16 protein-coding genes and 1 pseudogene are annotated in these 24,031 nt (G+C 71.7%); 13 read left to right on the top strand and 4 right to left on the bottom strand.

Translation table 11 applies throughout. From position 1 onward, the window contains the following. Positions 1-18 precede the first annotated feature (18 nt). The 7 genes and pseudogenes from CHC09_RS06820 to CHC09_RS06850 all read left to right on the top strand — a co-directional run bounded on the left by CHC09_RS06820 (position 19) and on the right by CHC09_RS06850 (position 8,345). Positions 19-288 (top strand): GlsB/YeaQ/YmgE family stress response membrane protein, encoded by a 270-nt coding sequence (locus CHC09_RS06820; protein ID WP_089292125.1) that lies wholly within the window; start codon positions 19-21, stop codon positions 286-288. 49 nt (positions 289-337) lie between these two features. Next, the gene (locus CHC09_RS06825) at positions 338-1,561 is read left to right on the top strand and encodes an NYN domain-containing protein (protein ID WP_089292126.1); all 1,224 of its coding nucleotides are present in this window, start codon (positions 338-340) and stop codon (positions 1,559-1,561) included. Positions 1,562-1,774: 213 nt separating this feature from the next. Further along, positions 1,775-3,964, top strand: a complete 2,190-nt coding sequence (locus tag CHC09_RS06830; RefSeq protein ID WP_089292127.1) for a glycoside hydrolase family 3 C-terminal domain-containing protein — start codon at positions 1,775-1,777, stop codon at positions 3,962-3,964. 69 nt (positions 3,965-4,033) lie between these two features. After that, the gene (locus tag CHC09_RS06835) at positions 4,034-5,035 is read left to right on the top strand and encodes a methyltransferase (protein WP_089292128.1); all 1,002 of its coding nucleotides are present in this window, start codon (positions 4,034-4,036) and stop codon (positions 5,033-5,035) included. Between the two features lie 1,296 nt (positions 5,036-6,331). Further along, positions 6,332-6,664, top strand: a pseudogene (locus CHC09_RS06840) (PadR family transcriptional regulator); the annotation flags it as partial. A gap of 92 nt (positions 6,665-6,756) precedes the next feature. Next, positions 6,757-7,728: a permease prefix domain 1-containing protein gene (locus CHC09_RS06845; protein ID WP_089292129.1), complete on the top strand. Its 972-nt coding sequence runs from the start codon at positions 6,757-6,759 to the stop codon at positions 7,726-7,728. A gap of 383 nt (positions 7,729-8,111) precedes the next feature. Further along, positions 8,112-8,345 (top strand): hypothetical protein, encoded by a 234-nt coding sequence (locus tag CHC09_RS06850; RefSeq protein ID WP_089292130.1) that lies wholly within the window; start codon positions 8,112-8,114, stop codon positions 8,343-8,345. A gap of 54 nt (positions 8,346-8,399) precedes the next feature. On the opposite strand, the gene CHC09_RS06855 is transcribed toward CHC09_RS06850, so the two are convergent. After that, positions 8,400-9,320 carry a phosphotransferase enzyme family protein gene (locus CHC09_RS06855; protein ID WP_179276969.1) on the bottom strand — a complete coding sequence of 307 codons (921 nt, stop codon included), beginning with the start codon at positions 9,318-9,320 and terminating at the stop codon, positions 8,400-8,402. Between the two features lie 244 nt (positions 9,321-9,564). On the opposite strand from CHC09_RS06855, the gene CHC09_RS06860 reads away from it, so the two are divergent. Both CHC09_RS06860 and CHC09_RS06865 read left to right on the top strand, forming a co-directional pair. Continuing rightward, positions 9,565-11,421 carry an anthranilate synthase family protein gene (locus CHC09_RS06860; protein WP_089292617.1) on the top strand — a complete coding sequence of 619 codons (1,857 nt, stop codon included), beginning with the start codon at positions 9,565-9,567 and terminating at the stop codon, positions 11,419-11,421. 157 nt (positions 11,422-11,578) lie between these two features. After that, on the top strand, positions 11,579-11,851 hold the full coding sequence (locus CHC09_RS06865; RefSeq protein ID WP_089292132.1) for a hypothetical protein: 273 nt from the start codon (positions 11,579-11,581) through the stop codon (positions 11,849-11,851). A gap of 15 nt (positions 11,852-11,866) precedes the next feature. Here the strand turns inward: CHC09_RS06865 and CHC09_RS06870 are convergent, their stop codons facing one another. Next, positions 11,867-14,494, bottom strand: a complete 2,628-nt coding sequence (locus CHC09_RS06870) for an MGH1-like glycoside hydrolase domain-containing protein (protein WP_089292618.1) — start codon at positions 14,492-14,494, stop codon at positions 11,867-11,869. A gap of 105 nt (positions 14,495-14,599) precedes the next feature. Here CHC09_RS06870 and CHC09_RS06875 point away from each other — a divergent pair, with 105 nt between their 5' ends. From CHC09_RS06875 to CHC09_RS06890, 4 genes are all read left to right on the top strand, one after another. Beyond that, positions 14,600-16,459: an amylo-alpha-1,6-glucosidase gene (locus CHC09_RS06875; protein ID WP_089292133.1), complete on the top strand. Its 1,860-nt coding sequence runs from the start codon at positions 14,600-14,602 to the stop codon at positions 16,457-16,459. Between the two features lie 51 nt (positions 16,460-16,510). Then, on the top strand, positions 16,511-18,001 hold the full coding sequence (locus CHC09_RS06880; RefSeq protein ID WP_089292134.1) for a GGDEF domain-containing protein: 1,491 nt from the start codon (positions 16,511-16,513) through the stop codon (positions 17,999-18,001). 259 nt (positions 18,002-18,260) lie between these two features. Beyond that, on the top strand, positions 18,261-18,746 hold the full coding sequence (locus tag CHC09_RS06885) for an NUDIX hydrolase (protein ID WP_089292135.1): 486 nt from the start codon (positions 18,261-18,263) through the stop codon (positions 18,744-18,746). A gap of 228 nt (positions 18,747-18,974) precedes the next feature. Further along, positions 18,975-20,648, top strand: coding sequence for a methyl-accepting chemotaxis protein (locus CHC09_RS06890; protein WP_239138184.1), 1,674 nt, complete (start codon positions 18,975-18,977; stop codon positions 20,646-20,648). Between the two features lie 624 nt (positions 20,649-21,272). Here CHC09_RS06890 and CHC09_RS06895 read toward each other — a convergent pair. Continuing rightward, positions 21,273-21,944 (bottom strand): response regulator, encoded by a 672-nt coding sequence (locus tag CHC09_RS06895; protein WP_089292136.1) that lies wholly within the window; start codon positions 21,942-21,944, stop codon positions 21,273-21,275. Further along, complete coding sequence (locus tag CHC09_RS06900) at positions 21,941-23,893, bottom strand: histidine kinase (protein ID WP_239138183.1); 1,953 nt, start codon at positions 23,891-23,893, stop codon at positions 21,941-21,943. Before CHC09_RS06900 ends, CHC09_RS06895 begins: the two co-directional genes overlap by 4 nt. Positions 23,894-24,031: the final 138 nt, after the last annotated feature.

Consider the following 24,031-nt stretch of genomic DNA (forward strand, 5'->3'; position numbering starts at 1 on the left):
GCTCGGACAGGAGCTGACATGGAGATCAACGGCATCTTCACCGGAATCGTCTTCGGCCTGATCATCGGCGCGCTGGGGCGCCTGGTCGTGCCCGGCAAGCAGAACCTGCCGATCTGGATGACGCTGCTGGTCGGCGTCGTCGCCGGCGTGATCGGCACCTTCATCGCGGCCATCCTCGGGGTGGACGACACCGCGGGCATCGACTGGATCGAGCTGGCTCTGCAGGTCGGCCTGGCGGCGGTCGGCGTCACGCTGGTCACCGGCGCCGGTCGGCGGCGCCGGCTGTAGAGAAGCGCTTGACGGACGGACACGTCGCGGGCACGGTAGGTTTTCGGTCATGGCCCGCGTACGCGCCGCACTCTATCTGGACTTCGACAACGTGTTCAGCGGACTGATCAAGCAGGATCCGGAAGTGGCGATCCAGTTCGCCAAGGACCCGGCCGCGTGGTTGGTCCGGCTGACCACGGCTCTGACCGTCGACGGCCCGCGCCGCTGGCTGATCCTGCGCTGCTACATGAACCCGGGCGGCTGGGTGCCCAACCCGGACACCGACGCGACCCAGCAGCGGCTGTACTACTCGCAGTTCCGGCCGTTCTTCGTGAACGCCGGTTTCGAGGTGATCGACTGCCCGCGGCTGACCCACACGAAGAACGCCGCGGACATCCGGATGGTGGTGGACGCGGTGGACGCGCTCGCCGACCCGGTGTCGTTCGAGGAGTTCGTCATCGCCTCCGGCGACTCTGACATGACACCGCTGCTGGTCCGGCTGCGCCGGGCCGACCGCCGGACCACGATCGTCTCGCCGTCGGACGCGGCCGAGGCGTTCACCGCGGTCGCCGACCGGCTGATCACCAGTCAGGAGCTGCTCGAGCTGGTGCAGGGCGAGCCGGTGGAGAGCGACGAGGCGCCGGTCGTGGCCGGCGACCCGGAGACCCCGGTCTCCTACGACCAGTTCCGTGACCTGGTGACCTGGCGTTACTCCTCGGCTTCCGGGCCGCTCAACCTGGCGTCGCTCGCCCACGATCTGCGCCGTCAGCTCGGCCCGAGCGTGGACGAGACGAGCTGGTTCGGCAACGGCGGGTTCGTCCGCGCCCTGGAGAGCCTGAGCCTGCCGAACGTGAAGTTCTCCAACCACTTCCTCTGGGACTCCGCGCGGCACGACCCGCCCGAGTCCGGGGTCAGCACCGGCCCCGCCCCGGAGCCGGTGGGCCGGCTCTCCGCCCTGCTCAGCCTCCCCCGGCTGTCCCTGGAGATGTGGCCGCCGATCTATCAGGCGCTCGCCGACTACGCGGCCGCGCACCACTTCAACCTGACCGAGGCCACCCGCTGGGCCCGCGACCAGCTGGCCGCGCAGGGCGTCGACGTGAGCCGCAGCGCGATCGCGTTCGTCACCCGGGGCACCGCGTTCGGCGGGGCGCCGCTCTACCGCCAGCCGCCGCCGAACGCGGTGGAGATCGCCTCGGCGTTCGCCGACAACGTGCTGAACCGGGCGGAGGCCGCCACGATCGCGCTGAGCGAGGACGAGATCGCCGAGGTCCGCGCCTGGCTCGGCGCGGCCTGAGCGATCCGCCGCCGGCTTTTTTCAAAACCCTTCGCCGATACGACCAATGGGGTCCCGTCCGCAGGCCACAGGCCAAGCGCTGTGGCACTCGCGCGCGACGTCCGCTTCGGTCAGGGCCGCGACGCGGGGGTCGCGCATCCATCGAATCTGGTGATAAATAGCTGGGTAGGCGCTCAGGTAGCGACGGCATCCGGCAAGGGAGAGTCCGCCCCCATGACTTCCGAGCTCAGCACCGCCGACCAGGCCGCGCTCACCAGCGGCAGCGACTTCTGGCACACGACCCCGGTCGAGGCGGCGGACCTCCCGGCGCTCACCGTGACCGACGGCCCGCACGGCGTGCGTCTGCAGGCCACCGACGGCGACATCCTGGCCGGCGCCCGGGCCACCTGCTTCCCACCCGCCGTCGCGAGCGCCTCCACCTGGGACCCGGGGCTGCTGCGCCGGATGGGCGAGGCCCTCGGCGACGAGTGCCGGGCGATGGACGTGGCCGTGCTGCTCGGCCCCGGCGTCAACCTCAAGCGCAGCCCGCTCGGCGGCCGCAACTTCGAATACTTCTCCGAGGACCCGATCCTGACCGGGATCCTGGCCACCGCATGGGTGCGCGGGCTGCAGAGCAGGGGGGTCGGCGCGTCGCTCAAGCACTTCGCGGTCAACAATCAGGAGACCGACCGGATGCGGGTCAGCGCCGATGTGGACGAGCGCACGCTGCGGGAGCTGTACCTGCGGGCGTTCCAGCGGGTCGTCACCCAGGCACAGCCGTGGACCGTGATGTGCGCCTACAACAAGATCAACGGGGTGTACGCGAGCGAGCACCACTGGCTGCTCACCGAGGTGCTGCGCGACGAATGGGGCTTCGAGGGCCTGGTCGTGTCGGACTGGGGCGCCGTGGTCGACCGGGTCGCCGCGGTCCGCGCGGGGCTGGACCTGGCGATGCCCGGGCCGGACACGACCGGCGACCGGGCGCTGGTGGACGCGGTCGAGGCGGGGACGCTGGACGCCGGCACGCTGCGGCGCTCGGCTGACCTCGTACGGGAGATGATCGCGAAGGCCGGGAAGCGCGAACGCGGAAGCTATGACGCGGCCGCGCACCACGACCTGGCCCGGGAGATCGCCGGAAGGGCGATCGTGCTGCTGAAGAACGACGGCGGTCTCCTCCCGCTGCGCGCCGAGGGGCAGACCATCGCGGTGCTCGGCGAGTTCGCGCGGACCCCTCGCTACCAGGGCGGCGGCAGCTCGCAGATCACGCCCACCCGCCTGGACGACGCGCTGACCCAGATCACGGCGTCCACCAGCGCCTCCGTCAGCTTCGCCGCGGGCTACGGCGACCCGGGCAAGGGCCTGCTCGAGGAGGCGGTCGAGCTGGCCCGGTCCAGCGACGTGGCGCTGGTCTTCGTGGGCAGCGTGCACGAGACCGAGGGCGCCGACCGGGACTCGCTGGACCTGCCGGCCGACCAGCTGGCGCTGATCGAGCGGGTCGCCGCGGTGAACCCGAACACCGTCGTGCTGCTCTCCAACGGCGCGGTCCTGCTGACCAGCCCATGGGAGGCCCGGGTGCCGGCGATCGTGGAGGGCTGGCTGCTCGGGCAGGCCGGCGGCAGCGCGATCGCGGACGTGCTGTTCGGGCGGGTCAACCCGTCCGGGCGGCTGGCCGAGACGATCCCGGTTCGGCTCGCCGACCACCCGTCCTACCTGGACTTTCCCGGCGAGCACGGGCACGTCCGGTACGGCGAGGGCCTGCACGTGGGCTACCGGGGCTTCGACGCGCGGGAGCAGGCGGTGTCGTACCCGTTCGGGTTCGGGCTCTCGTACACCACGTTCACCTACGGCGAGGCGGTCGCGGACGGCCTGCAGATCCGGGTCCCGGTGACCAACACCGGCGACCGCGACGGGCGTGAGGTCGTCCAGGTCTACGTCAGCCTGCCGGGGTCCCGGGTCCGGCGGGCGCCCCGGGAGCTGAAGGCGTTCGCGAACGTGGCGATCCCGGCCGGCGAGACCGTCGAGGTGGTGCTGAACGTCGAGCGGGCGGACCTGGCCTACTGGGACACCCGGCTGAACCGGTGGCTCGTCGAGGACGGCTCGTACGTGTTCGAGGTCGGCACGTCCTCCCGCGACCTCCGGGCCACGGTCACCTCGCACGTCACCGGGGACGCGGCCCGGGTGCCGCTGACCGCGGACTCCAGCGTCGGCGAGTGGTTCGCCGACCCGCGCGGCGGTGCCCTGCTGGGCGAGCTGTTCGCCGCCGCGGCGGCCGGCGCCGGGGACGCCACGACGGCGGCGCTGACCGCGGACCCGGCCGTGCTGATGATGCTCGGGAGCCTGCCGCTGGGCCGGATGGCGATGTTCCCGGGCAGCCCGTTCACCACGGACGCCCTGGCCGACCTGATCAAGGCCGCCAACGAGTAGCCCGGTGCGGATTTCGCACTGTCTGACGGTGGGCTGACCGGCGGGGGTCGCGGCGCTAGGTTACCGGGTATGACAGTCGGTCCATATGAGACGGTGATGGGGTTCCTCGTCGGCCCGTGGCTGGCCCAGGCCGTACGCGCGGCTGTTGATCTGTCGCTGGCCGAGCACCTGGCGGACGGGCCGCGGACCGCCGCCGAGATCGCCGAGGCCGAGGGCGCCGATCCGGGGGCGACCGCGCGCTTCCTGCGCGCCTGCGCCTCGATGGGCCTGGTCACGTACGCGGAGGGCGGCTTCGCCGGCACCGAACTGCTGACCGTCCTGCACCGCGACGCGCCGATGTCGCTGCGGGACCTGGCCGCGTCCCAGTCCAGCGCGTGCATGTGGCAGACCTGGGCACGGATCCCGGAGGCGATCCGCAGCGGCGAGGCGCAGACCACGCAGGCGCTCGGCATGTCGTTCTTCGACTACCTGGCCGCACACCCCGACGAGGGCGCGCTCTTCGGCGCCGCGATGGCCAGCATGTCCGCGCCGGTCATCCGGGAGGCCGTCGAGGTGATCGACACCGCCGGCGCGACCACGGTGGTCGACGTCGGCGGCGCGCACGGCTCCTTCGCCCTGGCGATGCTGGCGAAACATCCCGGCCTCGAAGCGATCGTCCTCGACCTGCCGCACTCGGTGCCCGGCGCACAGGCGGCGGCCGCCGAGAGCGGCCTGGCGGACCGCTTCACGGCGGTGGCCGGCGACTTCTTCAAGGAGGTTCCGCCGGGCGACATCCTGCTGCTCAAATTCATCCTGCACGACTGGTCCGACGACGATTGCGTACTTCTCCTGTCGAACTGCCGCGACGCCCTGCGCCCCGGCGGCCGCATCGTGATCACCGAGATCGTCATCGACGACCACTCGCCCGGCATCGCACCGCTGATGGACATCGCCATGCTCGCCTCCGCAGGCAGCCGGGAACGCACCCTGGCCGAGTTCGACGACCTGCTGAGCCGAGCGGGCCTGCGGCGGAGCACCGCCACTCCGGTAGAGCCCCCGTATGTCGTCATCGAGGCAACCACGGCCGTCTGACCCGCCCCCGTCAGCGCCGCTGGGCCGCAACCACGCAACACCATCTCCCGCGCCGGGTCCGTCCTCCCGCCCCGCACCCTCCTCCCGACCTTCGCCCCTCCCACACCACGACCCCCTCCCGCACCGCGACCCCCTCCCGGCACCACGACCTCGTTTCGCACCACGACCTCGTTCGCACCACGACCGCCTTTCGCACCGCAACCGCCTTTCACACCACGACCCTCTCCCGCACCACGACCCCCTCCCCTCCCCGCACCACGACCTCGTTTCGCGCCGCGACCGCCTTTCGCACCGCGACCTCGTTTCGCACCGCGACCGTCTTTCACACCACGGCCTCCTCCCGCACCGCGACCGCCTCCCGCACCACGACCTCGTTTCGCACCGCGACCGCCTTTCACACCACGGCCTCCTCCCGCACCACGACCTCCTCCCGCACCACGACCTCGTTTCGCACCGCGACCGCCTCCCGCGCCACGACCTCCTCCCGCACTGCGACCTCGACCAGCAACCCGGACCGGACCGCGTCCCAGAACCTCCGCTAGCAAGGGCTGGTTTGCTCCCGGGCGAGTAAGTGGCTGGGGTTGGTCGCCATGCGGTGCGGCCGGTGGGTCGCGGCCGGCGACGCCGCTCGCGGTCGACTGGCGGGCATGGCCGACCGGCGGGCGCGGCCGACCAGCGGGCGCGGCCGACCAGCGGGCGCGGCCGACCAGCGGGCACGGCCGACCAGCGGGCGCGGCCGACCAGCGGGCACGGCCGACCAGCGGGCACGGCCGACCAGCGGGCACGGCCGACCAGCGGGCACGGCCGACCAGCGGGCACGGCCGACCAGCGGGCACGGCCGACCAGCGGGCACGGCCGACCAGCGGGCACGGCCGACCAGCGGGCACGGCCGACCAGCGGGCACGGCCGTCCCGAGATGCGGGCGGATGGTCCTGGCAGGCAGGCCGATGCGGTGCCGTCGGGGCTTTCGGGGTGCGCGGCCCGGCGGTGCATGCGCAAAGTTTCCGCGTTCGCGGTGGCGGCGGCTCGTGTCGGAAGCTCGGCTGGACGCCATGGTCGTATCGAGGCTGTTGTCACGATGCCGTGGCCCAACTGAGATGGCGCGGTTGGGTCTGATGGCTGTATCCCGGCCGGCCGCGAGATCAACTTTCCATGAGCGGCATCGGGCCCCATCCCGATGGAGAAGGCCGCCGACCAGCCACAATCCGCCGAACGCGTGACGCGCAACTATATGGTTGCTCGTCACTTTGCTGTGCGCTGTTGCCATAGTGTGCGACACACACTATCGTGAGAGGCATGACAATGGATGCGACGCTAGCCGGACACCTGCAGGAGCTGCGGCGCGGCACCGTCGTCGTCGCCAGCCTCACCGTCCTGCGCACCCCCGGCTACGGCTACTCACTGCTCGAGACCCTGAGCCGGGCCGGCTTCGAGGTCGAGGCCAACACGCTCTATCCGCTGCTGCGCCGCCTGGAGGCGCAGGGGCTGCTGACCAGCGAGTGGAACACCGACGAGGCCCGGCCACGGAAGTTCTACCGGACCACCGAGCAGGGCGAGACCATCGCCGAGACCCTGCGCGGGGAGTGGAAGCGGCTCGACACCGCGATCGGCGACCTATCGACCGGATCCGACCCGATCAGCTCAGACCCGGTCAATTCAGACCCGGTCAGCTCAGACTCGATCAGCTCAGACCCGATCAACTCAGACCTGGGGAGCGACCAATGACCAGCCTCGTCGACCGCTACGTGTTCACCGCGCTGCGCCGCATCCCGGAGCAGCAGCGCGCCGACATCGACCGGGAGCTGCGCGCCTCCATCGAGGACGCGGTCGACGCCCGGGTCGACTCCGGGGAGACCCGGGAGGCCGCCGTCGAGTCCGCGCTCACCGAGCTCGGCGACCCGGAGCGGCTCGCCGACCGCTATGCGGGCCGCCCCGCCTTCCTGATCGGCCCGGATCTGTTCCCGCTCTGGCGCCGGCTGCTCACAACGCTGCTCTGGACCGTGCTGCCGATCGTCGTGACGGTCGGCGTGGTGGCGCAGATCCTCGACGACCCGGAGATCGGCAAGATCATCGGCGGTGCGGTCACCGGCCTGATCACGGTCGGCGCGCACCTCTGCTTCTGGGTCACCCTGGTCTTCGCGATCATCGAGCGCACCGGCGCCGGCAAGGCCGACATCAGCGCCCGCTGGTCACTGAAGGACCTGCCGAAGTACGAGGCGCACCGGGCCACCCTGGGCCAGCTGATCAGCGGCGTGGTGTGGGCGACGCTGCTGATCGCGGGGCTGGTGCTGCAGCAGTTCACCTTCACCGACGTGCCGGTGCTCGACCCGGCCAACTGGGCCTTCTGGTGGCCGGTGCTGATCGCGCTGCTCGTGCTGCGCATCTTCTACCACGTGTGGGTGCACCGGGTCGGCGGGTGGACACGGGCGGTCGCGGTGGTCAACGCGGTGCTGACCGTGGCGTACACGGTGCCTCTGGTCTGGCTCCTGGCCACCGACCGGTTCTTCAACCCGGAGTTCCACGGCTTCCTCGATGTCGAGGGCGCGGACGTGCGGAGCTGGCTGAGCGGCATCCTCGTCGCGGTGCTGGTCGTCGGCGGGCTGTGGGACATCGTCACCACGGCGTGGCGGGCCGAACGGGCCCGGCGGGGGCTGCCCACCAAGATTCCCGGCACCGGCGGCTACCACTACTGACCTCCCGAACGAGCTGACCAGGACCTCCGGCCGGCGGCGCTGAGCGCCGCCGGCCGCGTCCGGTTCGCACCGGGCGACGCATCGCGACAGGCCGGCCAGCCCGGAAAGACTCGCAGCAAGACCGCGACCCGGTGACGGATCGCCGCGCCCGACCGGCGCGGAACAAGTCGCAACCAGACCGCGACCCGGCGACGGATCGCCGCGCTCCACCGGCGCGGAACAAGTCACAACCAGACCGCGACCCGGCGACGGATCGCCACACCCGACCGGCGCGGAACAAGTCGCAACCAGGCCGCAACCTGGGTGCGCCGGCGCTGCATCCCGGCGACGGTGTGCTGATCACCCATCAACCACCGCACCAATGACGGCCCGGGGAGGAACCGATGACCGCAGTGATCCACGAGCTCCGTACCGAAGCGCTCTTCGTCTCGGACCTGCAGATTTCCCAGCTGCCCACCCCGGAACTGATCCGGGAGGCGGTCACCGCGACGGTCGAGCGGCTCGGCGAGAGCGGATGCGCGGCGCTGGTGGCGCAGGAGTTCGGGGAGCACCCCGATTGCGCGATCGGCCGCATGCGCTGGGCACGAGACGCGATTCGCGACGCTTTCCCCGCATAAAAACCCAGAAAACCCTTTCCAGGTACGACCGATGGAGTTCAGCCCGCAGGCTTCTCAGCCGAGCCCCGTGCCGATGCTCTCGGCGGTGCTCCCCGACCAGGCGAGCCCCGCCCGAGCATCGGCCAGCCCGGCCTCGTTCTCCTCGGCACCGGCGATGCCGGTCAGGTCTCCCAGCACGATCCGCCGGGCGAAGTAGTCGGCCTGCACCGCCCATCGGAACCGCAGCATCACCGCCAGTCCCCGCTCCACCTCCGCCCGCGGCACCACCCCCTGATCGAGATACGCCTCGATCAGGGGGCGGGCGTGCCCCGGACCTCCGGCGTACATCACCGCCGACGCCAGGTCGTACAGCAACGGCCCGGTCATCCCGGTGCTCCAGTCGATCAGGCCGCACACCCCGGTCGCACGATCCAGGCGGAACGCCTCGGGAGCCGGATCGGTGTGCAGCAACCCCCAGGTCAGCGTTCCCGGATCGAGCCCGTCGTAGGCCGACACGGCCGCGGCGACCGCACCCCGGACCCACGGCCGGATCCCCAGGTGCTCACCCCGCGGATCGACCCAGTGAAACCGTTCCCCGCCGGGAACCGGCACGTCGAGCAGCGCCCGGTGCACCCGCGCGAGTGTCCCGCCGATCATCCGCTGGTCACCCGGTCCCACGCCGGACAGTTCCGCCCCGGGAACCCAGGTCAGCAATGCCAGCGGCACTCCCCCGGCCTCGACGACGTACTCCCCGCGGCCGGTCGCGACCGGGGCTCCCGCCGGCACCCCGGCCACCTCGAGGGCGGCCGCGACCGCCAGCCCTGCGGCGAACGAACGGGCCGAATCCGGGGCCACCGCCTTGACCACCCAACGCTCGTCACCGTCATCGACGAACCAGGTAGCGGAGTTCATCCCACCGTTGTGCACCTCGATCGAGGCCGCCGTCAGCCCCCACGACTCGGTGAGGCATCGACGAAGCCGCACGTCACTGATCACCGCCGAAGTCAAACAGCCGCCGTCCGGGCCGGCCACCGAATTGCACGGACCGCGAGCCGGGGTGGCGCGGGCCGGGCGGCCGCCGTTAAGCTCCCTGGCATGAACGCGCGCTTGAGCATGTGGTGGCCCGCCTGACGGCGGCCACACTTCGCGCGTAACCAACCCGCGGCCGCCTCGTCGAGGCGGCCGTTCTCGTATGGTCCGGACTCGACGGGCGGTCGCCCCGGCCCGGAACGAGGACACCATGCCCGACAAGACAGCCGCGCCCGGCTCCGACCACGAGATCGATCTCGACGGTGGCGCGTTCGCCCTGCTGCACCGCGACGGTGCGGAACACGTCGAGGTGCTGCGCGGGGAGGTGATCACCGTCGACACCCTGGCCGCGATTCCGCTCGAACCCGGGCGGCAGGTGCTCGCCCTGATCCCGTTCCGGCAGATCGCGGAGCGGGGCTTCGACTGCGTGGACGACGGGGCACCGCTGGAGTGCCTGCTCGTCTCGTCGGTGTCGACCCAGCCGCTCACCGCGTTCCCGGCCGGTGAGCTGAGCGTCTCCGGCGGGCGGTTCGATCTGGACGACGACGAGTACGGGGCGATCGTCGAGGACGTGCTCCGGGACGAGATCGGGCACGGCGCGGGCGCGAACTTCGTGATCCACCGGGTGTTCGAGGCGTCCGTCGAGGGGGATCCGGTCGCGGCGGCACGAGCGGCGTTCGGGCGGCTGCTCGCGAACGAGCGCGGGACGTACTGGACGTTCCTGGTGCACACCGGGGCGCGGACGCTGGTCGGGGCCACCCCGGAACGGCACGTCAGCGTCAACGAGGGGATCGTGATGATGAATCCGATCAGCGGGACGTTCCGCAACGGTTCGGGGTCGCTGCTCGACTTCCTGCGGGATCCGAAGGAGCTCGAGGAGCTGTACATGGTCCTCGACGAGGAACTCAAGATGATGGCGACCGTGGCGGAGCACGGCGGGCAGGTGGCCGGGCCGTACCTGAAGCAGATGGCGCACCTGACCCACACCGAGTACCTGTTGGCCGGGCGGGGTTCGCTGGACGTCCGCGAGGTGCTGCGGGAGACCATGTTCGCGCCGACGGTGACCGGGAGCCCGATCGAGAACGCGTGCCGGGTGATCGCGCGGCACGAGCGGCGGGGCCGGGGCTACTACGCGGGTGTACTGGCGCTGCTCTCGGTCGCCGACGACGGCACGCAGACGCTGGACGCGCCGATCCTGATCAGGACGGCGGAGATCACGCCCGGCGGCACGCTGCGGGTGCCGGTCGGGGCGACCCTGGTGCGGCATTCGACGGCGGCGGGCGAGGTGGCCGAGACCCACACGAAGGCGGCGGGGGTGCTGGCCGCGCTGGGGGCGGCGACCATTCCGGTACGGACCTCGGCACCGCCCGCGGCCGGCGAGGAGGAGTTGCGGGTGCTCGCCGCACGCAACGCCGGGCTCGCCCGCTTCTGGCTGGACTCGCGGGAGCCGGGAGCGCTGGCGCTGCCGTCGCTCGCCGGCCGGACCGCGGTGATCGTGGACGGGGAGGACACCTTCACCGCGATGCTGGCCCACCAGTTGAAGGCGCTCGGCCTGGCCGTCTCGGTCGTACCGTGGTCGGCTCCGCTACCGGCCGCGGACCTGCTGGTGGCCGGGCCCGGTCCGGGCGATCCGGAGGACGCGGACGACCCGAAGATGGCCGTCGTGCGGGGAGTCGTGGCGGCGCGCCTGGCGGCCGGTCTGCCGCTCTTCGCGGTCTGCCTGGGGCAGGAGATGCTCGCCCTGGAACTCGGGTTGCCGCTGATCCGGCGGGATGCGCCGTATCAGGGGCTGGCGCGGGACGTCGACCTGTTCGGCACGGTACGGCGGGTCGGGTTCTACTCCAGCTTCGCCGCCGTCTCCCCAGGCGCGTCGTTCGAGTCCGCGCACGGCCGGGTGGAGCTCGCCCGGGACCCGGTGGACGGGGCCGTGCACGCGCTGCGTGGGCCGTCCTTCGCCGGTGTTCAGTTCCACCCCGAGTCGGTCCTCAGCCGGGACGGGATCGACGTGCTCCGGGAACTTCTTCCGCCGCTGCTGAGCGAGGTGGTTAGCCCGCTCACGAACGGGTAGCGACTAGTTGTGCCGGTGGTTCGAGGTGACCGAGAGCCTCACCTTGAACCACCGGCACCCCCGTCGGGTGAAAACCGGCGTGAGTGGACCTTGGCGGGGTTTACCGGAGAGCAGACGACGGGTATGCGGACGGCGTCGTTGACCTTCGGAGGACACCTTGACCGAGCCGCACGTGACCCTCGACCCGCGATCGCTCAACCCGGTGGAAGAGAAACTACGCGGCCCGCTGGAGGATCAGCTCAGTTCGGCCCTCCAGGCCGCGACGGTCAGAGTCGGCGATCGGTACACCGGGGAGAGCGTCGAGCAGGTCACCGCGATGCTCCTGGAGGAGGCGAAGGCCGGGCTGCACCCGGACATCGCCGCCGGCTTCCACCCCGACCACGACCAGCTACGCCAGGTGGCCGAGGTGATCGTCAGCCGGACCCGCTGACGCCGGACCGCTCGTTCACCGGCCGGCGCGCAGGGTGAGGATCAGGTCGACGACCAGGGCGCTCCAGCCGGTCTGGTGCCAGGCGCCCAGGCCCGCGCCGTTGTCCCCGTGGAAGTACTCCGGGAAGACGACCAGGTCCTTCCAGTCCGGGTGGGTCTGGAACAGGTCCGTCGCGCCGTAGATCGGGCGGCGCCCGTCCGCGTCCGGAACGAACAGGGCGATCAGCCGCCGCGCCAGGTCGTCGGCGACCTCGGTGAGCGAGACCTTGACCTGCGAGCCGGTCGGATACTCCACCCGCAGGTCCTCGCCGTAGAACTCGGCGAACTCCCGGAGCGCCTCCACGAGCAGGTAGTTGACCGGCATCCAGATCGGGCCGCGCCAGTTCGAGTTGCCGCCGAACAGGCCGCTGGTGCTCTCGGCGGGTTCGTAACCCACGGTGAAGTCGGATCCGCCCAGGGACACGGTGAACGGCTTCTCCAGGTGCGCCCGGGAGAGCGTGCGCAGGCCGTACGGCGAAAGGAACTCCTCGGGGTCCAGCAACCGTGCCAGGATCCGCAGCAGTTGGTCCTGGCCGACCATGCTCAGCAGTTGCTGGCGGCGCCGGTCGGCGCCCAGGCGCCGGGAGCTGATCACGTTGCCGTAGTCGGTCTGGTTGTGCAGCATCCAGCGGACCCGGGCGGTCACCTCGGGTAACCGGTTCAGGGTGTCCGAGGTGAGCCGGGTGGTCGCGGCGAGCGGTAGCAGGCCGACGATCGAGCGGGCCTTGAGCGGCACCCGGTGGCCGTCGGGCAGGCGCAGCACGTCGTAGAAGAAGCTGTCCTCCTCGTCCCAGAGCCCCTGCCGGTACGCCGCCTCGGCGATGTACGTGAAGTGCTCGAAGAACTTGGTGGCCATGTCCTCGTACGCCCGGTCGTGCAGGGCCAGGACGATCGACATGTCGAGCAGGTTGAGGGCGTACATCGCCATCCAGCCCGTGCCGTCGGACTGCTCGAGGACGCCGGCGACCGGCAGCGCGGCCGAGCGGTCGAACGGGCCGACGTTGTCCAGGCCGAGGAAGCCGCCCTCGAAGACGTTGTTGCCGCCGACGTCCTTGCGGTTGACCCACCAGGTGAAGTTGAGCAGCAGCTTGTGCATCACCTTGGCGAGGAAGTCGAAGTCGTGGCCGCCGTCGATCTCGAAGACCCGCAGCGCCGCCCAGGCGTGCACGGGCGGGTTCACGTCGGAGAACGACCACTCGTACGCCGGGATCTGCCCGTTCGGATGCATGTACCACTCACGCAGCAGCAGGAGCAGCTGCGACTTGGCGAAGCCGGGGTCGACCCGGCTGATGCTGACACAGTGGAACGCCAGGTCCCAGGCGGCGTACCAGGGGTACTCCCACGGGTCCGGCATGCTGATCACGTCGAAGCTGTTCATGTGCCACCAGCCGTGGTTGCGCCCGAAGCGCCGGCCCGGCGGTGGCGGCGAGTTGGCGGGGTCGCCGACCAGCCACTGCTTGACGTCGAAGTGGTAGAACTGCTTGCCCCACATGAGACCGGCGACGCCCTGCCGGGCCACCGCGGTCTCGGCCTCGGTGGCGGCGGCCGGGATCACCTCGGCGAAGAAGTCGTCGGCCTCGGCGAGCCGGCCACGCATCACCGCGGCCCACTCGTCGGCGAGGTCGAGCGGCGGGGCCGGGGCCTCGCTCTGGGTCAGGCGCAGCCGGATCGTCCGGGTCTCCCCGGCCTTCAGGGTGATCTCGTAGTGCAGCGATCCCTTGGTCCCGACGCCGTCGGGGTTGACCGTCGGCATGCCGGAGATCAGGAAGTCGTTGATCCCGTCCTTCGGGTACGGGCTGCGGCCCGGCAGTCCCCACAGGCGCTGGGAGTTGGTCTCGTTGTCGCAGACCAGCGCGGGCGGGCCGGCCTCGGCGTCGAGGGTGATGTGCCCGATCGACGGGTGCTGCCCGGTGAGCCGTCCGGGGCTGCCGGTCAGCGACGGCATCGGCCGGTTCGGCAGCCCCCAGGACCAGGTGTTGCGGAACCACAGGGTCGGCAGCACGTGCAGGGTGGCCGGCTCGGGGCCGCGGTTGGCGACGGTGATCGCGAGGCACATGTCGTGCGGGCCGGCCTTGGCGTAGTCGACGGTGACCGCCCAGAACCGGTCCTGGTCGAAGACGCCGGTGTCGACCAGCTCGTACTCGCTCTCCGTCCGGGAGCGCCGGCCGTTGACCCGGACCAGTTGGTCGTACGGGAACTCGGCCTGCGGGTAGTGGTAACGCCACCGCATCCACGAGTGGGTCGGCGTCGAGTCCTGGTACCACCAGTAGTCCTTGGCGTCCTCGCCGTGGTTGCCACCGTCGCCGCCGAGGCCGAACATCCGCTCCTTGAGGATCGGGTCCTTACCGTTCCAGAGCGCGAGCGCGAAGCAGAACGTCTGCCGGTCGTCGCAGACCCCGGCCATGCCGTCCTCGTTCCAGCGGTACGCCCGGGACCGCGCGTGATCGTGCGGGAAGTAGTCCCACGCCGTCCCGTGCTCGCTGTAGTCCTCCCGGACCGTCCCCCACGCACGCTCCGCGAGGAAGGGACCCCACGCACGCCACGGCTGCTCGCCGGAGTCGGCCTGAGCCAGCCGCTCCCGCTCCGACACGTCCGTCCTCACCATCCCCACCATTTACGACCCCGGAGTCGATCACACTGAGACTGTCATGGTCTGGTGTCAAGAGTGTCTGCTCCGCCGATTCTCCCCCACTGCCGGAGGTCTCCTCCCTTGTCCGTCCCGTTCCCGATCACCTTCGGACCACAGGTCTGTACCGATCTGACCAGCGGCTCGGCCCGGGAATGGCTGGTACCCGACGGGACCGGCGGCTATGCCATGGGCACCGTCACGGGGCTGCGTACCCGCCGTTATCACGGCCTGCTGGTGGTGGCGGGAATGACACCGGCGTCCCGCATGCTGGGCCTCGCGTCCCTCGACGCGGTACTGACGCTGCCGTCCGGGGCGCGGGTGCGGCTGGGCTGCCACGAGTGGTCCGGCGGGGCGGTCGAGCCGCGCGGGCACCTGCTGCTCACCTCGTTCGCGCTGATCGACGGGGTGCCGCGGTGGCGGTGGCGGATCGGTGACGTCGTGATCGAGCGGGAGATCGCCATGGTCCACGGCCGCCCCTCGGTCGCGGTGGTGCACCGGTTGATCGCCGGCGGCCCGGTGCGGCTCGCGCTGGAGGCGCTCTGCGCCTGGCGGGACGCCCACGGTGCGCAATCCACCACACTGGACGTCGCGGCCGCCGCGGACGGCTGCGTGGTCGAGGGCGCCTACCGGATCTCCGGGCCGGGCTTCACCCCGGCCGGCGAATGGTTCCGAGGCGCCCGCTACCGCGAGGAGGCCGCACGCGGCCTTCAAGATCAAGAGGATTTGTGGTACGCGGGGAGCTTCCACGCGGCGCTGGACCGCCCCGGAGCGACCGCCTCCTGCGCGGCCTGGGCGGGCACTCTCGACGAGCCGCCCCCGCCCGCCACCGACGTGGTCGACGCCGCGCGGACGCGCAACCGGGCGGTGGTCGCCGCCGCCCGCCCCGCCGACCCGGTACAGGCCACCCTGGCCCTGGCCGCGGACGCGTTCGTGGTCCGGACCCGGAACGGCCCGGACGTGGTGGCCGGCTACCCGTGGTTCGGCGCGTGGTCGCGAGACACGATGATCAGCTACGAGGGCCTGTTCCTGGCGACCGGCCGCGCCTCGCTCGGCCGTGACCTGCTCCGCGCCTACGCCGCCACGCTCTCCGAGGGCATGCTGGCGAACACCGCGGACACCGGTGGCGTCGAGTACAACACCGTCGACGGCACACTCTGGTTCCTGCACGCGGTCGACCGGCACGTGACGGTCACCGGCGACACAGATCTCGCCGCCGAGCTGCGACCGGCCCTCGCCGGCGTGATCGAGCACCACCTGGCCGGGACCCGGTACGGCATCCGCGCCGACCCGGCCGACGGCCTGCTCGTCCAGGGCGCCCCCGGCACGGCATTGACCTGGATGGACGCCCGGGTCGACGGGGTGCCGGTGACCGCCCGGTCGGGCAAGGCGGTCGACGTGAACGCCGTCTGGATCAACGGCCTGGCCACCCTCGGCTCCACCTTCGCGCCGGTGCATGCCCGGGCCCGGGAGAGCTTCGCCCGCGCCTTCCCCACCCCGTCCGGGCTGCTGCGGGACGTGCTCGGCGACCACCCGCTCCGGCCCAACCAGCTGCTCGCCTGGTCGCTGCCGCACGCCCCGCTGCGCCCGGACCCGGCCGTGCTCGCCCGGATCGGGGCCGCCCTGCTCACCCCGGCGGGGCTGCGCAGCCAGGCGCCCGGAACCCCCGGCTACCACGGGCGGCACCGGGGCGGGCCGGCCGAGCGGGACACCGCGTACCACACCGGCACCGTCTGGCCCTGGCTCACCGGCCCGTACGTGAGCGCCTGGCGCCGGCTCGGCGTCGAGGTCCCGGACGTACTCGCCGACGCCGAGCGGCACCTGACCGAGTTCGGCCTCGGCTCGATCTCGGAGACCGCCGAGGGTGATGCTCCGCACGATGCCACCGGCTGCCCGTTCCAGGCGTGGTCGGTCGCCGAGCACCTGCGGGTGCGAAAACTCTGAGGCAACCGACGGCGTACCCGGACGGCAACAGCCGCTCCCGATGGTGGGGACATGGATCGCATCCGGGCCGGCAGGGCCAGCATCGTGTGGCGGCTCTGGCTCGCCGTCGTGGCCGCCTGCGCGCTGTTCCAAATCCTGGCGCAGCTGTTCGGCCTGCCGTTCCTGGTCTCCGAGATCACGTATTCGACGGTCTCCTGCGCCGTCCCGATCATGATCCTGGTCGGCGTCCGGCTGCACCGGCCGGCCCGGCGCGCCGCGTGGATCATGCTGGCTCTCGGCCAGACGGTGTACGCGGCCGCCGACGCGGTCTACAGCTACGACGTCTGGAGCACCGGGGACATGGCTGAGCCGACCCCGAGCGACGTGCTCTACCTGAGCAGTTACCTGCTGACCGGCGTCGCGGTGCTGATCTTCGTTCGGCGGCGCACTCCCGGCTGGGACTTCGCCACCGCGATCGACGCGCTCGTGATCGCGCTCAGCTCCGGGATGCTGACCTGGGTGTTCCTGATCGAACCGGTGGCCAGCGACCCGGCCCTCGCGCTGCCCGCGAAGCTGACCGAGGCGGCGTACCCGGTCCTCGATCTGATGCTGCTGATCCTCGCGGTCCGGCTGGTGCTCGGCGCGGGCAACCGTGGCAGCGTGCACCGGATGCTCTTCGGCTACCTCGGGTTGATGTTCGCCGCGGACACCGCCTACGCCGTGATGGGCATCATGGGCTTTGACAACACGACCGAGCCGTACACCGCCGGCCTCTGGATGGTCTCGCTCGGCCTGCTCGCCGCCTGCGCGCTGCACCCGGTGATGCGTGACTTCGACTCCCGCAGCCAAGTGGCCGCCCCCGATGCCACCCCGGCCCGGTTGATCATGCTCGCCTGCGCCGTGCTGATGGTGCCGGGCCTGCAGTTCACCGAGTACCTGGCTGGGCAGGAGCTGAACGTGCCGCTGTCCAGCGCCGCCTGCGCGGTGATGTTCCTGCTGGTCCTGGCCCGGATGGCGGGTCTGGTCGCGGCCCAGCGGCGGGCCGCCGACACCGACGGGCTGACCGGGGTGAGCAACCGCCGGCACCTCGAGGAGACGCTCGCGACCGAGTGCCGGCGGGCCGCCCGGTCCGGTTACCGCCTCGGCCTACTCATGATCGACATCGACCACTTCAAAAAGATCAACGATACGTACGGCCACCCGGGCGGCGACCGCGTGCTGTGCGAGCTGGCGCGGCGGCTGTCCAGCGGCGGCCGGGCCGGCAGCCTGCTCGCCCGGTACGGCGGCGAGGAGTTCGTCGCCCTGGTCCCGCACGTCGGCGACGACGAGTTGCCGCTGATCGCCGAACGGATCCGGCTCGCCGTCGCCGGCCTCCCGATCCAGGTCGACGACCAGACCCTGATCACGGTCACCGCGTCCGTCGGGGCTACTGCCGCGCTCGGCCCGGACCTCCACCCGCAGGACCTCCTGCGGGCCGCCGACGAGGCGCTCTACACGGCGAAATCCGCCGGCCGGAACCGCGTGGTGATCGCACCCGACGCCCGGACAGCCATCCCCCGATAGTCCCGGCACCCACCTCCCGGCACCACGCCGCACCCAACGCCCAGACAGCCATCCCCCGATAGTCCCGACACCACCTCCCGGCACCACGCCGCACCCAACGCCCATCCCCGGATACACCCGGCACCCGCTTCCCAGCACCACGCCGCACCTGACGCCCGGACAGCCATCCCCGGATAGTCCCGGCGCCCGCTTCCCGGCACCACGCCGGACCTGTCCGGCGTTCACACCCCGGCAACCGCCCGCGGATAGGGTCCGGGTCATGCCTGTCTCCGATTACGTCCAGAACCTGCGGGCCCACGTCGGTCACGACCTGCTCATGTTCCCGACGGTCGCCGCGATCGTCCTGAACGACCGCGGCGAGGTCCTGCTGCACCAGCGCAGCGACAACGGGCAGTGGAACCTGATCGCCGGCCTGATGGACCCGGGCGAGCAGCCGGCCGGCGCCGTGGCCCGCGAGGTCGAGGAGGAGACCGCGGTCCAGATCAAGATCGAACGGCTGGCCGGGGTGGTGTCGCACGAGGTCACCTACGTGAACGGCGACCACTGCCAGATGGTCAACATGTTCTTCCGGTGCCGGGCGGTCGGCGGCGAGGCCCGGGTCAACGACAGCGAATCCCTGGCGGTGGGCTGGTTCCCCGTGGACGCCCTGCCCGAACTCACCCCGTTCACCCGGCGGATGCTCGCGATCGCCCTCGAGGACGACGCCCCTGCCTACTTCGCCGCGCCCGGCGAGGCCGGCTTCTAAAAGGACCCGGCCTACTTCGTCGCGCCCGGCCACTGAGAGGACGCCCCGGCCCACTCCGCCGCGCCCGACCTCTGAAAGGACGACCGGAAAGCCTGGTGGACCGCGAGATCAGAACCGGGAGCAGAACGGAATGTTTAGTGAGCCGAACCACTGAAGACAGGTTCGCCCGCGCCGATCAGGTGGCAACCTCGCCGAGCCCGGCAGGTCCACCGCTCGAAGGGCAAAGCCATGTCCGCACGCCCCCGCCGGAACCTGCGGCAGTCCACGATCAACATGGCCGCCATCGGCACCCTTGTTCTGATCACCGGCCTGCTGGTGCTCTCCGTGACGACGGTCCGGACGGCGGTCGGCGCGCAGAAGCGTGCCTATGAGCGTCAGGCCCAGTTCAAGGCGCTCGGCATGCGGCTGCAGGCCGCCTCCGACTACCTCACCGCCGAGGGCCGGCTGTACGCGGCGACCGGCGACGCCCAGCACCTGACGAACTACTGGACCGAAATCACCGCCACCAAGACCCGTGACACGGTGCTCGCCGAGCTCAAGGACCTCGGCGCCACCGCCGACGAACTCGCCCTCGTCGATGAGGCCAAGGCCAAGTCCGACAAGCTGGTCGGGACCGAGTCGCGGTCGCAGCGCCTGATGCTGGAGGCCGCCGGCACGCCCGAGGCCGACATGCCGGCCGCGATCGCCCAGACCGCGCTCGACGCCGCCGACGAGGCGCTGAGCCCGGCCGGCAAGCGTGAGGTCGCCCGCACGATCATGTTCGACGACGCGTACGCCGCGGACAAGGCGGTCATCACCGCGCCGATCGACGAGTTCCAGAAGCAGCTCAACGACCGCTCGGCGTCGGCCGTCGCGGACGCCACCGACCAGACGAACACCTCGATCGCCCTGCTGATCGCGCTCGCCGTCGCGTTGCCGCTCGCCATCGGCTCGGTGCTCTACCTGCTTCAGGCGAAGGTCGGCCGGGTCGTCGTCCGGTTCACCGACGCGCTGCACGCCCGCGACCCCCACGACCTGTCGTTCCGGCTCACCCCGTCCGGCACCCGGGAGCTGTCGGCGCTGGCCGAGACGTTCAACGAGGAGTTGGAGAGCAAGCTCGGTCTGGTGCGCGCGGTCGCCGGCAGCGTCGACGCGCTGGCCTCCGCCTCCCAGGAGCTGTCGGTCACCGGCGAACTGGTCGCCGACAACGCCGACCAGGCCAGCGCGCAGGTGGGCGTCGTGAACACGGCGGCCGAGGAGGTCGCCGGTCACGTGCAGAGCGTGGCCGCCGCGTCCGAGCAGATGGGCATGTCGATCCGCGAGATCGCCGAGAACGCCAACGTGGCCGCCCAGGTCGGCACCAACGCCGTCCAGCTGGCCGAGTCCACCAACCAGACCGTCACCAAGCTCGGCGAGTCCTCCCAGGAGATCGGCAACGTCATCAAGATGATCACCGCGATCGCGGAGCAGACCAACCTGCTGGCCCTCAACGCCACCATCGAGGCGGCCCGCGCGGGCGACGCCGGTAAGGGCTTCGCCGTGGTCGCCAGCGAGGTCAAGGACCTCGCCCAGGAGACCTCCAAGGCCACCGACGACATCTCCCGCCGGATCAACGCGATCCAGAACGACAGCCAGGGCGCGGTCGCCGCGATCGCGGAGATCACCCACGTGATCGACAAGATCAACGAGTACCAGACGATCATCGCGAGCGCCGTCGAGGAGCAGACCGCGACCACCCACGAGATCAACCGCAGCGTGTCGCAGGCCGCGACCGGCTCGGAGCGGATCGCCAGCAACCTCTCCGGGGTGTCTGAGGCCGCCCAGGGTGTCGCGGCGGGCATCGGCGAGGCCAAGCAGGCCACGGCAAACCTGGCCCGGATGGGCTCCGACCTGCAGTCCCTCATCGGCCACTACCACTACTGACCACACCCGCACCTCTGACGACAGCAGCACCTCCGGCGACAGCGGCACCTCCGGCGACAGCGGCACCTCTGGCGGCAGCGGCACCTCTGACAACACCCGGCCCGGGTCGGCACCACACCGACCCCGGGCCGTAGCCAGCCCCGCGAACGACCCAGGATCGGCACCGCCGCCGAAGGCCAGATAATCCGCACCACGCCACCCCGTCCCGGAGCCGGTGCCGCGAACGACCCAGCGTCGGCCCGCACGCCGAAGGCCCAGGATCGGCATCGCACGGCAACAGCCCGAGGCCAGCGCCGCCCGCCAACACTCGAGGTCTGTCCACACCACGCGCCAACAACCCGAGGTCAGGGCCGCACGGCAACAGCCCAAGACCAGCACCACGCGCCAACAACCCAAGGCCAGCACCACGCGGCAACAGCCCAAGGCCAGCACCACGCGGCAACAGCCCGAGATAGGCATCGCACGGCAACAACCCGAGGCCAGCACCACCCGCCAACACCCGAGATCCCCACCACGCGCCGACAGCCCGAGGTCGGGGCCCGCGGCAACGGCCCGAGGTAGGCATCGCACGGCGACGGCCCGAGGGCGGGGCCGCGCGGCGCGGCCCGAGGGGTCAGCCGGGAGTCATGCGAGCCAGCCGGGGCGGATGAGACCCGCTTCGTATGCGTGGACGACCAACTGGGCGCGGTCCCGGGCACCAAGCTTGATCATGGTGCGGCTGACGTGGGTCTTCGCCGTAGCGGGGCTGATCACCAGGCGAGTCGCGATCTCGTCGTTGGAGAGTCCCTCGGCGACCAGCGCCATCACCTCGCGCTCGCGGTCGGTGAGCTGGTCCAGCCCCCGCGGCGGCTCTGGTCGCCGGGCAGCACCCGACCCGACGAACTCCCCGATCACCCGGCGGGTCACGCTCGGCGAGAGCAGCGCGTCGCCGGCGGCCACCGCGCGCACACCGCGCAGCAACTCGACCGGTTCGGTGTCCTTGACCAGGAAGCCGGAGGCACCGATGCGCAGCGCCTCGAAGACGTACTCGTCCAGCTCGAAGGTGGTCAGGATGACCACCCGGGTACCCTCGCAGACCGGATCGGCCGCGATCCGCTTGGTCGCCTCGAGCCCGTCGACGCCGGGCATCCGAATGTCCATCAGCACCACATCCGGCTGGGTCGCGCGAACCATGGTGACCGCCTGCACGCCGTCCGCAGCCTCGCCGACCACCCTTATGTCCGGTTCAGCGTCGAGCAGGGCCCGGAAGCCCGCCCGCACCAGCGCCTGGTCGTCGGCCAGCACCACCGAGATCATCGTTCCCCCTCAGACGTCACACGATCCTCCGCGCTCTCCTCGGCACCGTCCCGCTCCGGCTCCCGCCGCACACAACCGTGCTGCTCCGGCTCCCGCCCCACGCCGCAGTCCTCCCCTGGCTCCCACCGCACGGCACCGTCGTTCCCCGACTCCCGCCGCGCGGCGCCGCTCTCCTCCGGCTCCCGCAACACGGCACCGTTATTCCCCGGCTCTCCCCGTGCGGCACCGTCGTTCTCCGACTCCCGCCGCGCAGCACCGCTCTCCCCCGGCCCCCGCCGCGCAGCACCGTCGTTCTCCGGCTCCCGCCGCGCAGCGCCGTCGTTCTCCGGCTCCCGCCGCGCAGCACCGTCGTTCCCCGGCTCTCCCCGTGCAGCGCCATCGTTCTCCGACTCCCGCCGCACGGCACCGCTCTCCCCCGGCCCCCGCCGCGCAGCGCCGTCGTTGTCCGGCTCCTGCCGTGCGGCGCAGTTCTCCCTTGGCTCTCGCCGCGCGGCGCCGTTCTCGCCGGGGGAAGGTGGCGGAGCGCCGGAAGCCTGGGACGTCGTGCCGTTGGCCGGCTGCCGCGTCGGGAGGATCACGGTGACCAGGAAGCCGCCGGTCGGCGGGCGCCCCGCCTCCAGCCGGCCGCCGAGACTCTCCGCGCGGGCGCGCATCCCGGTGATCCCACTGCCTCGCTCACCGTCGGGGAGCGGAGACGGCGGCTCCGCCGTCACCGGCCCACCGTTACGGATCGACAGGTACAGGGCGGTCGGCAGATAGCCCACCGCGACGTCCGCCTCGGGCTGCGGTCCGGCATGCCGGCGTACGTTGGTCAGCGCCTCCTGCACGATCCGATACGCCGCCCGGTCCACCTCGGCCGGCAGCTCGCGCGGCTCCCCGGTGACCGTGGTGCGCACCGGGATCCCCGCAGCCTCGGTCAACTCCTGCAACCGGTTCAGGCCGAGCGTCGGCTGCCGGGGCGCGGCCTCCCCTTCGGTCCGCAGCACCCCCAGAACGGACCGGACCTCGCGCAACGCCTCCGCGCTCGCGCTCTTGATCGCGGCCAGCGCCTCGCGCGCCTGCTCCGGCCGCTGGTCCATCAGGTGCAGACCCACGCCGGCCTGCACGTTGATCAGCGACAGGTGATGGCCGAGCACGTCGTGCAGCTCTCTCGCGATCCGCAACCGCTCCTCGGAGGCCTGCCGGCGCTCCTGCTCGGCGCGTGTCCGGGCCTGCTCGGTGCGGGTCCGCGCCTGCTCGGCGTAGTTCTCGGCGCGCATCCGGGCGGCGGCGCCCAGCAGGATCATCAGGCCGAGCCCGGCGGCGGCGAAACAGGCCTGGCCGGTTTTCGGCTGCACCCCGGGGTCGAGGCCGAGCGGCCCGGCCAGGCCCAGGGTGACGCCGAGCCAGGCGGCCCAGGCGGTGGCGGCGCCGATCAGCGAGGCCTGGCGGCGGCCCTCGCGTGCGAGCGAGTAGAGCGCGACGGCGGGCGCCGCGGCGTAGGCCACATAGGGCGCGGCCTGGGTGGCGAGCACGATCGAGGCGACCGAGGCGACCGCGAAGACGGAGAGCGGCGCACGCCGCCGCCAGAGCAGCGCGACCGGCCCGATCAGCAGCAGGAGCGTGGTGAAGTTGTCCCACGGCCGGTACAGCCTGCCGTGCGCGGACAGGTTGTTCATGCCGACCATCTGGATGAACGTGGTCGCGATCACGACGCCGGACGGCCAGCCACCGTGCGCCTGCCGTATCCGGCGCCGCCAGTGCGGCCAGTCCCGCTCCGGCCCGTCCCGCCACGGCTCGTCGCGCCAATCGTCGGCCGCTTCGCCGGTCGGCGACCCCGGCGCCGCGGAGCCGGGCTCCGAGGTCCAGCCGGCCGATCCGTCCGGGCGGGCGGGATCCCCGGGGAACGGGCACCAGCCGTCACGGCCGCCGTCCGGCCGCCGCCCTCGATCCCGGCCACGCTCCCTCATGCTGCCGAAACTACGTCACGACGGCCCGGGCGGGCATCGGTCCACGGACCGGATCTCGGCATACGCCCATGGACGTACCTCCGGGGTCCCGGCTACTCCCACGGTCGTACCCGAAGAGATCCCACGGCCCCGGCCCAC

The sequence above is a fragment of the Actinoplanes regularis genome, assembly GCF_900188005.1.
In the GTDB taxonomy this organism is placed as follows: domain Bacteria; phylum Actinomycetota; class Actinomycetes; order Mycobacteriales; family Micromonosporaceae; genus Actinoplanes; species Actinoplanes regularis.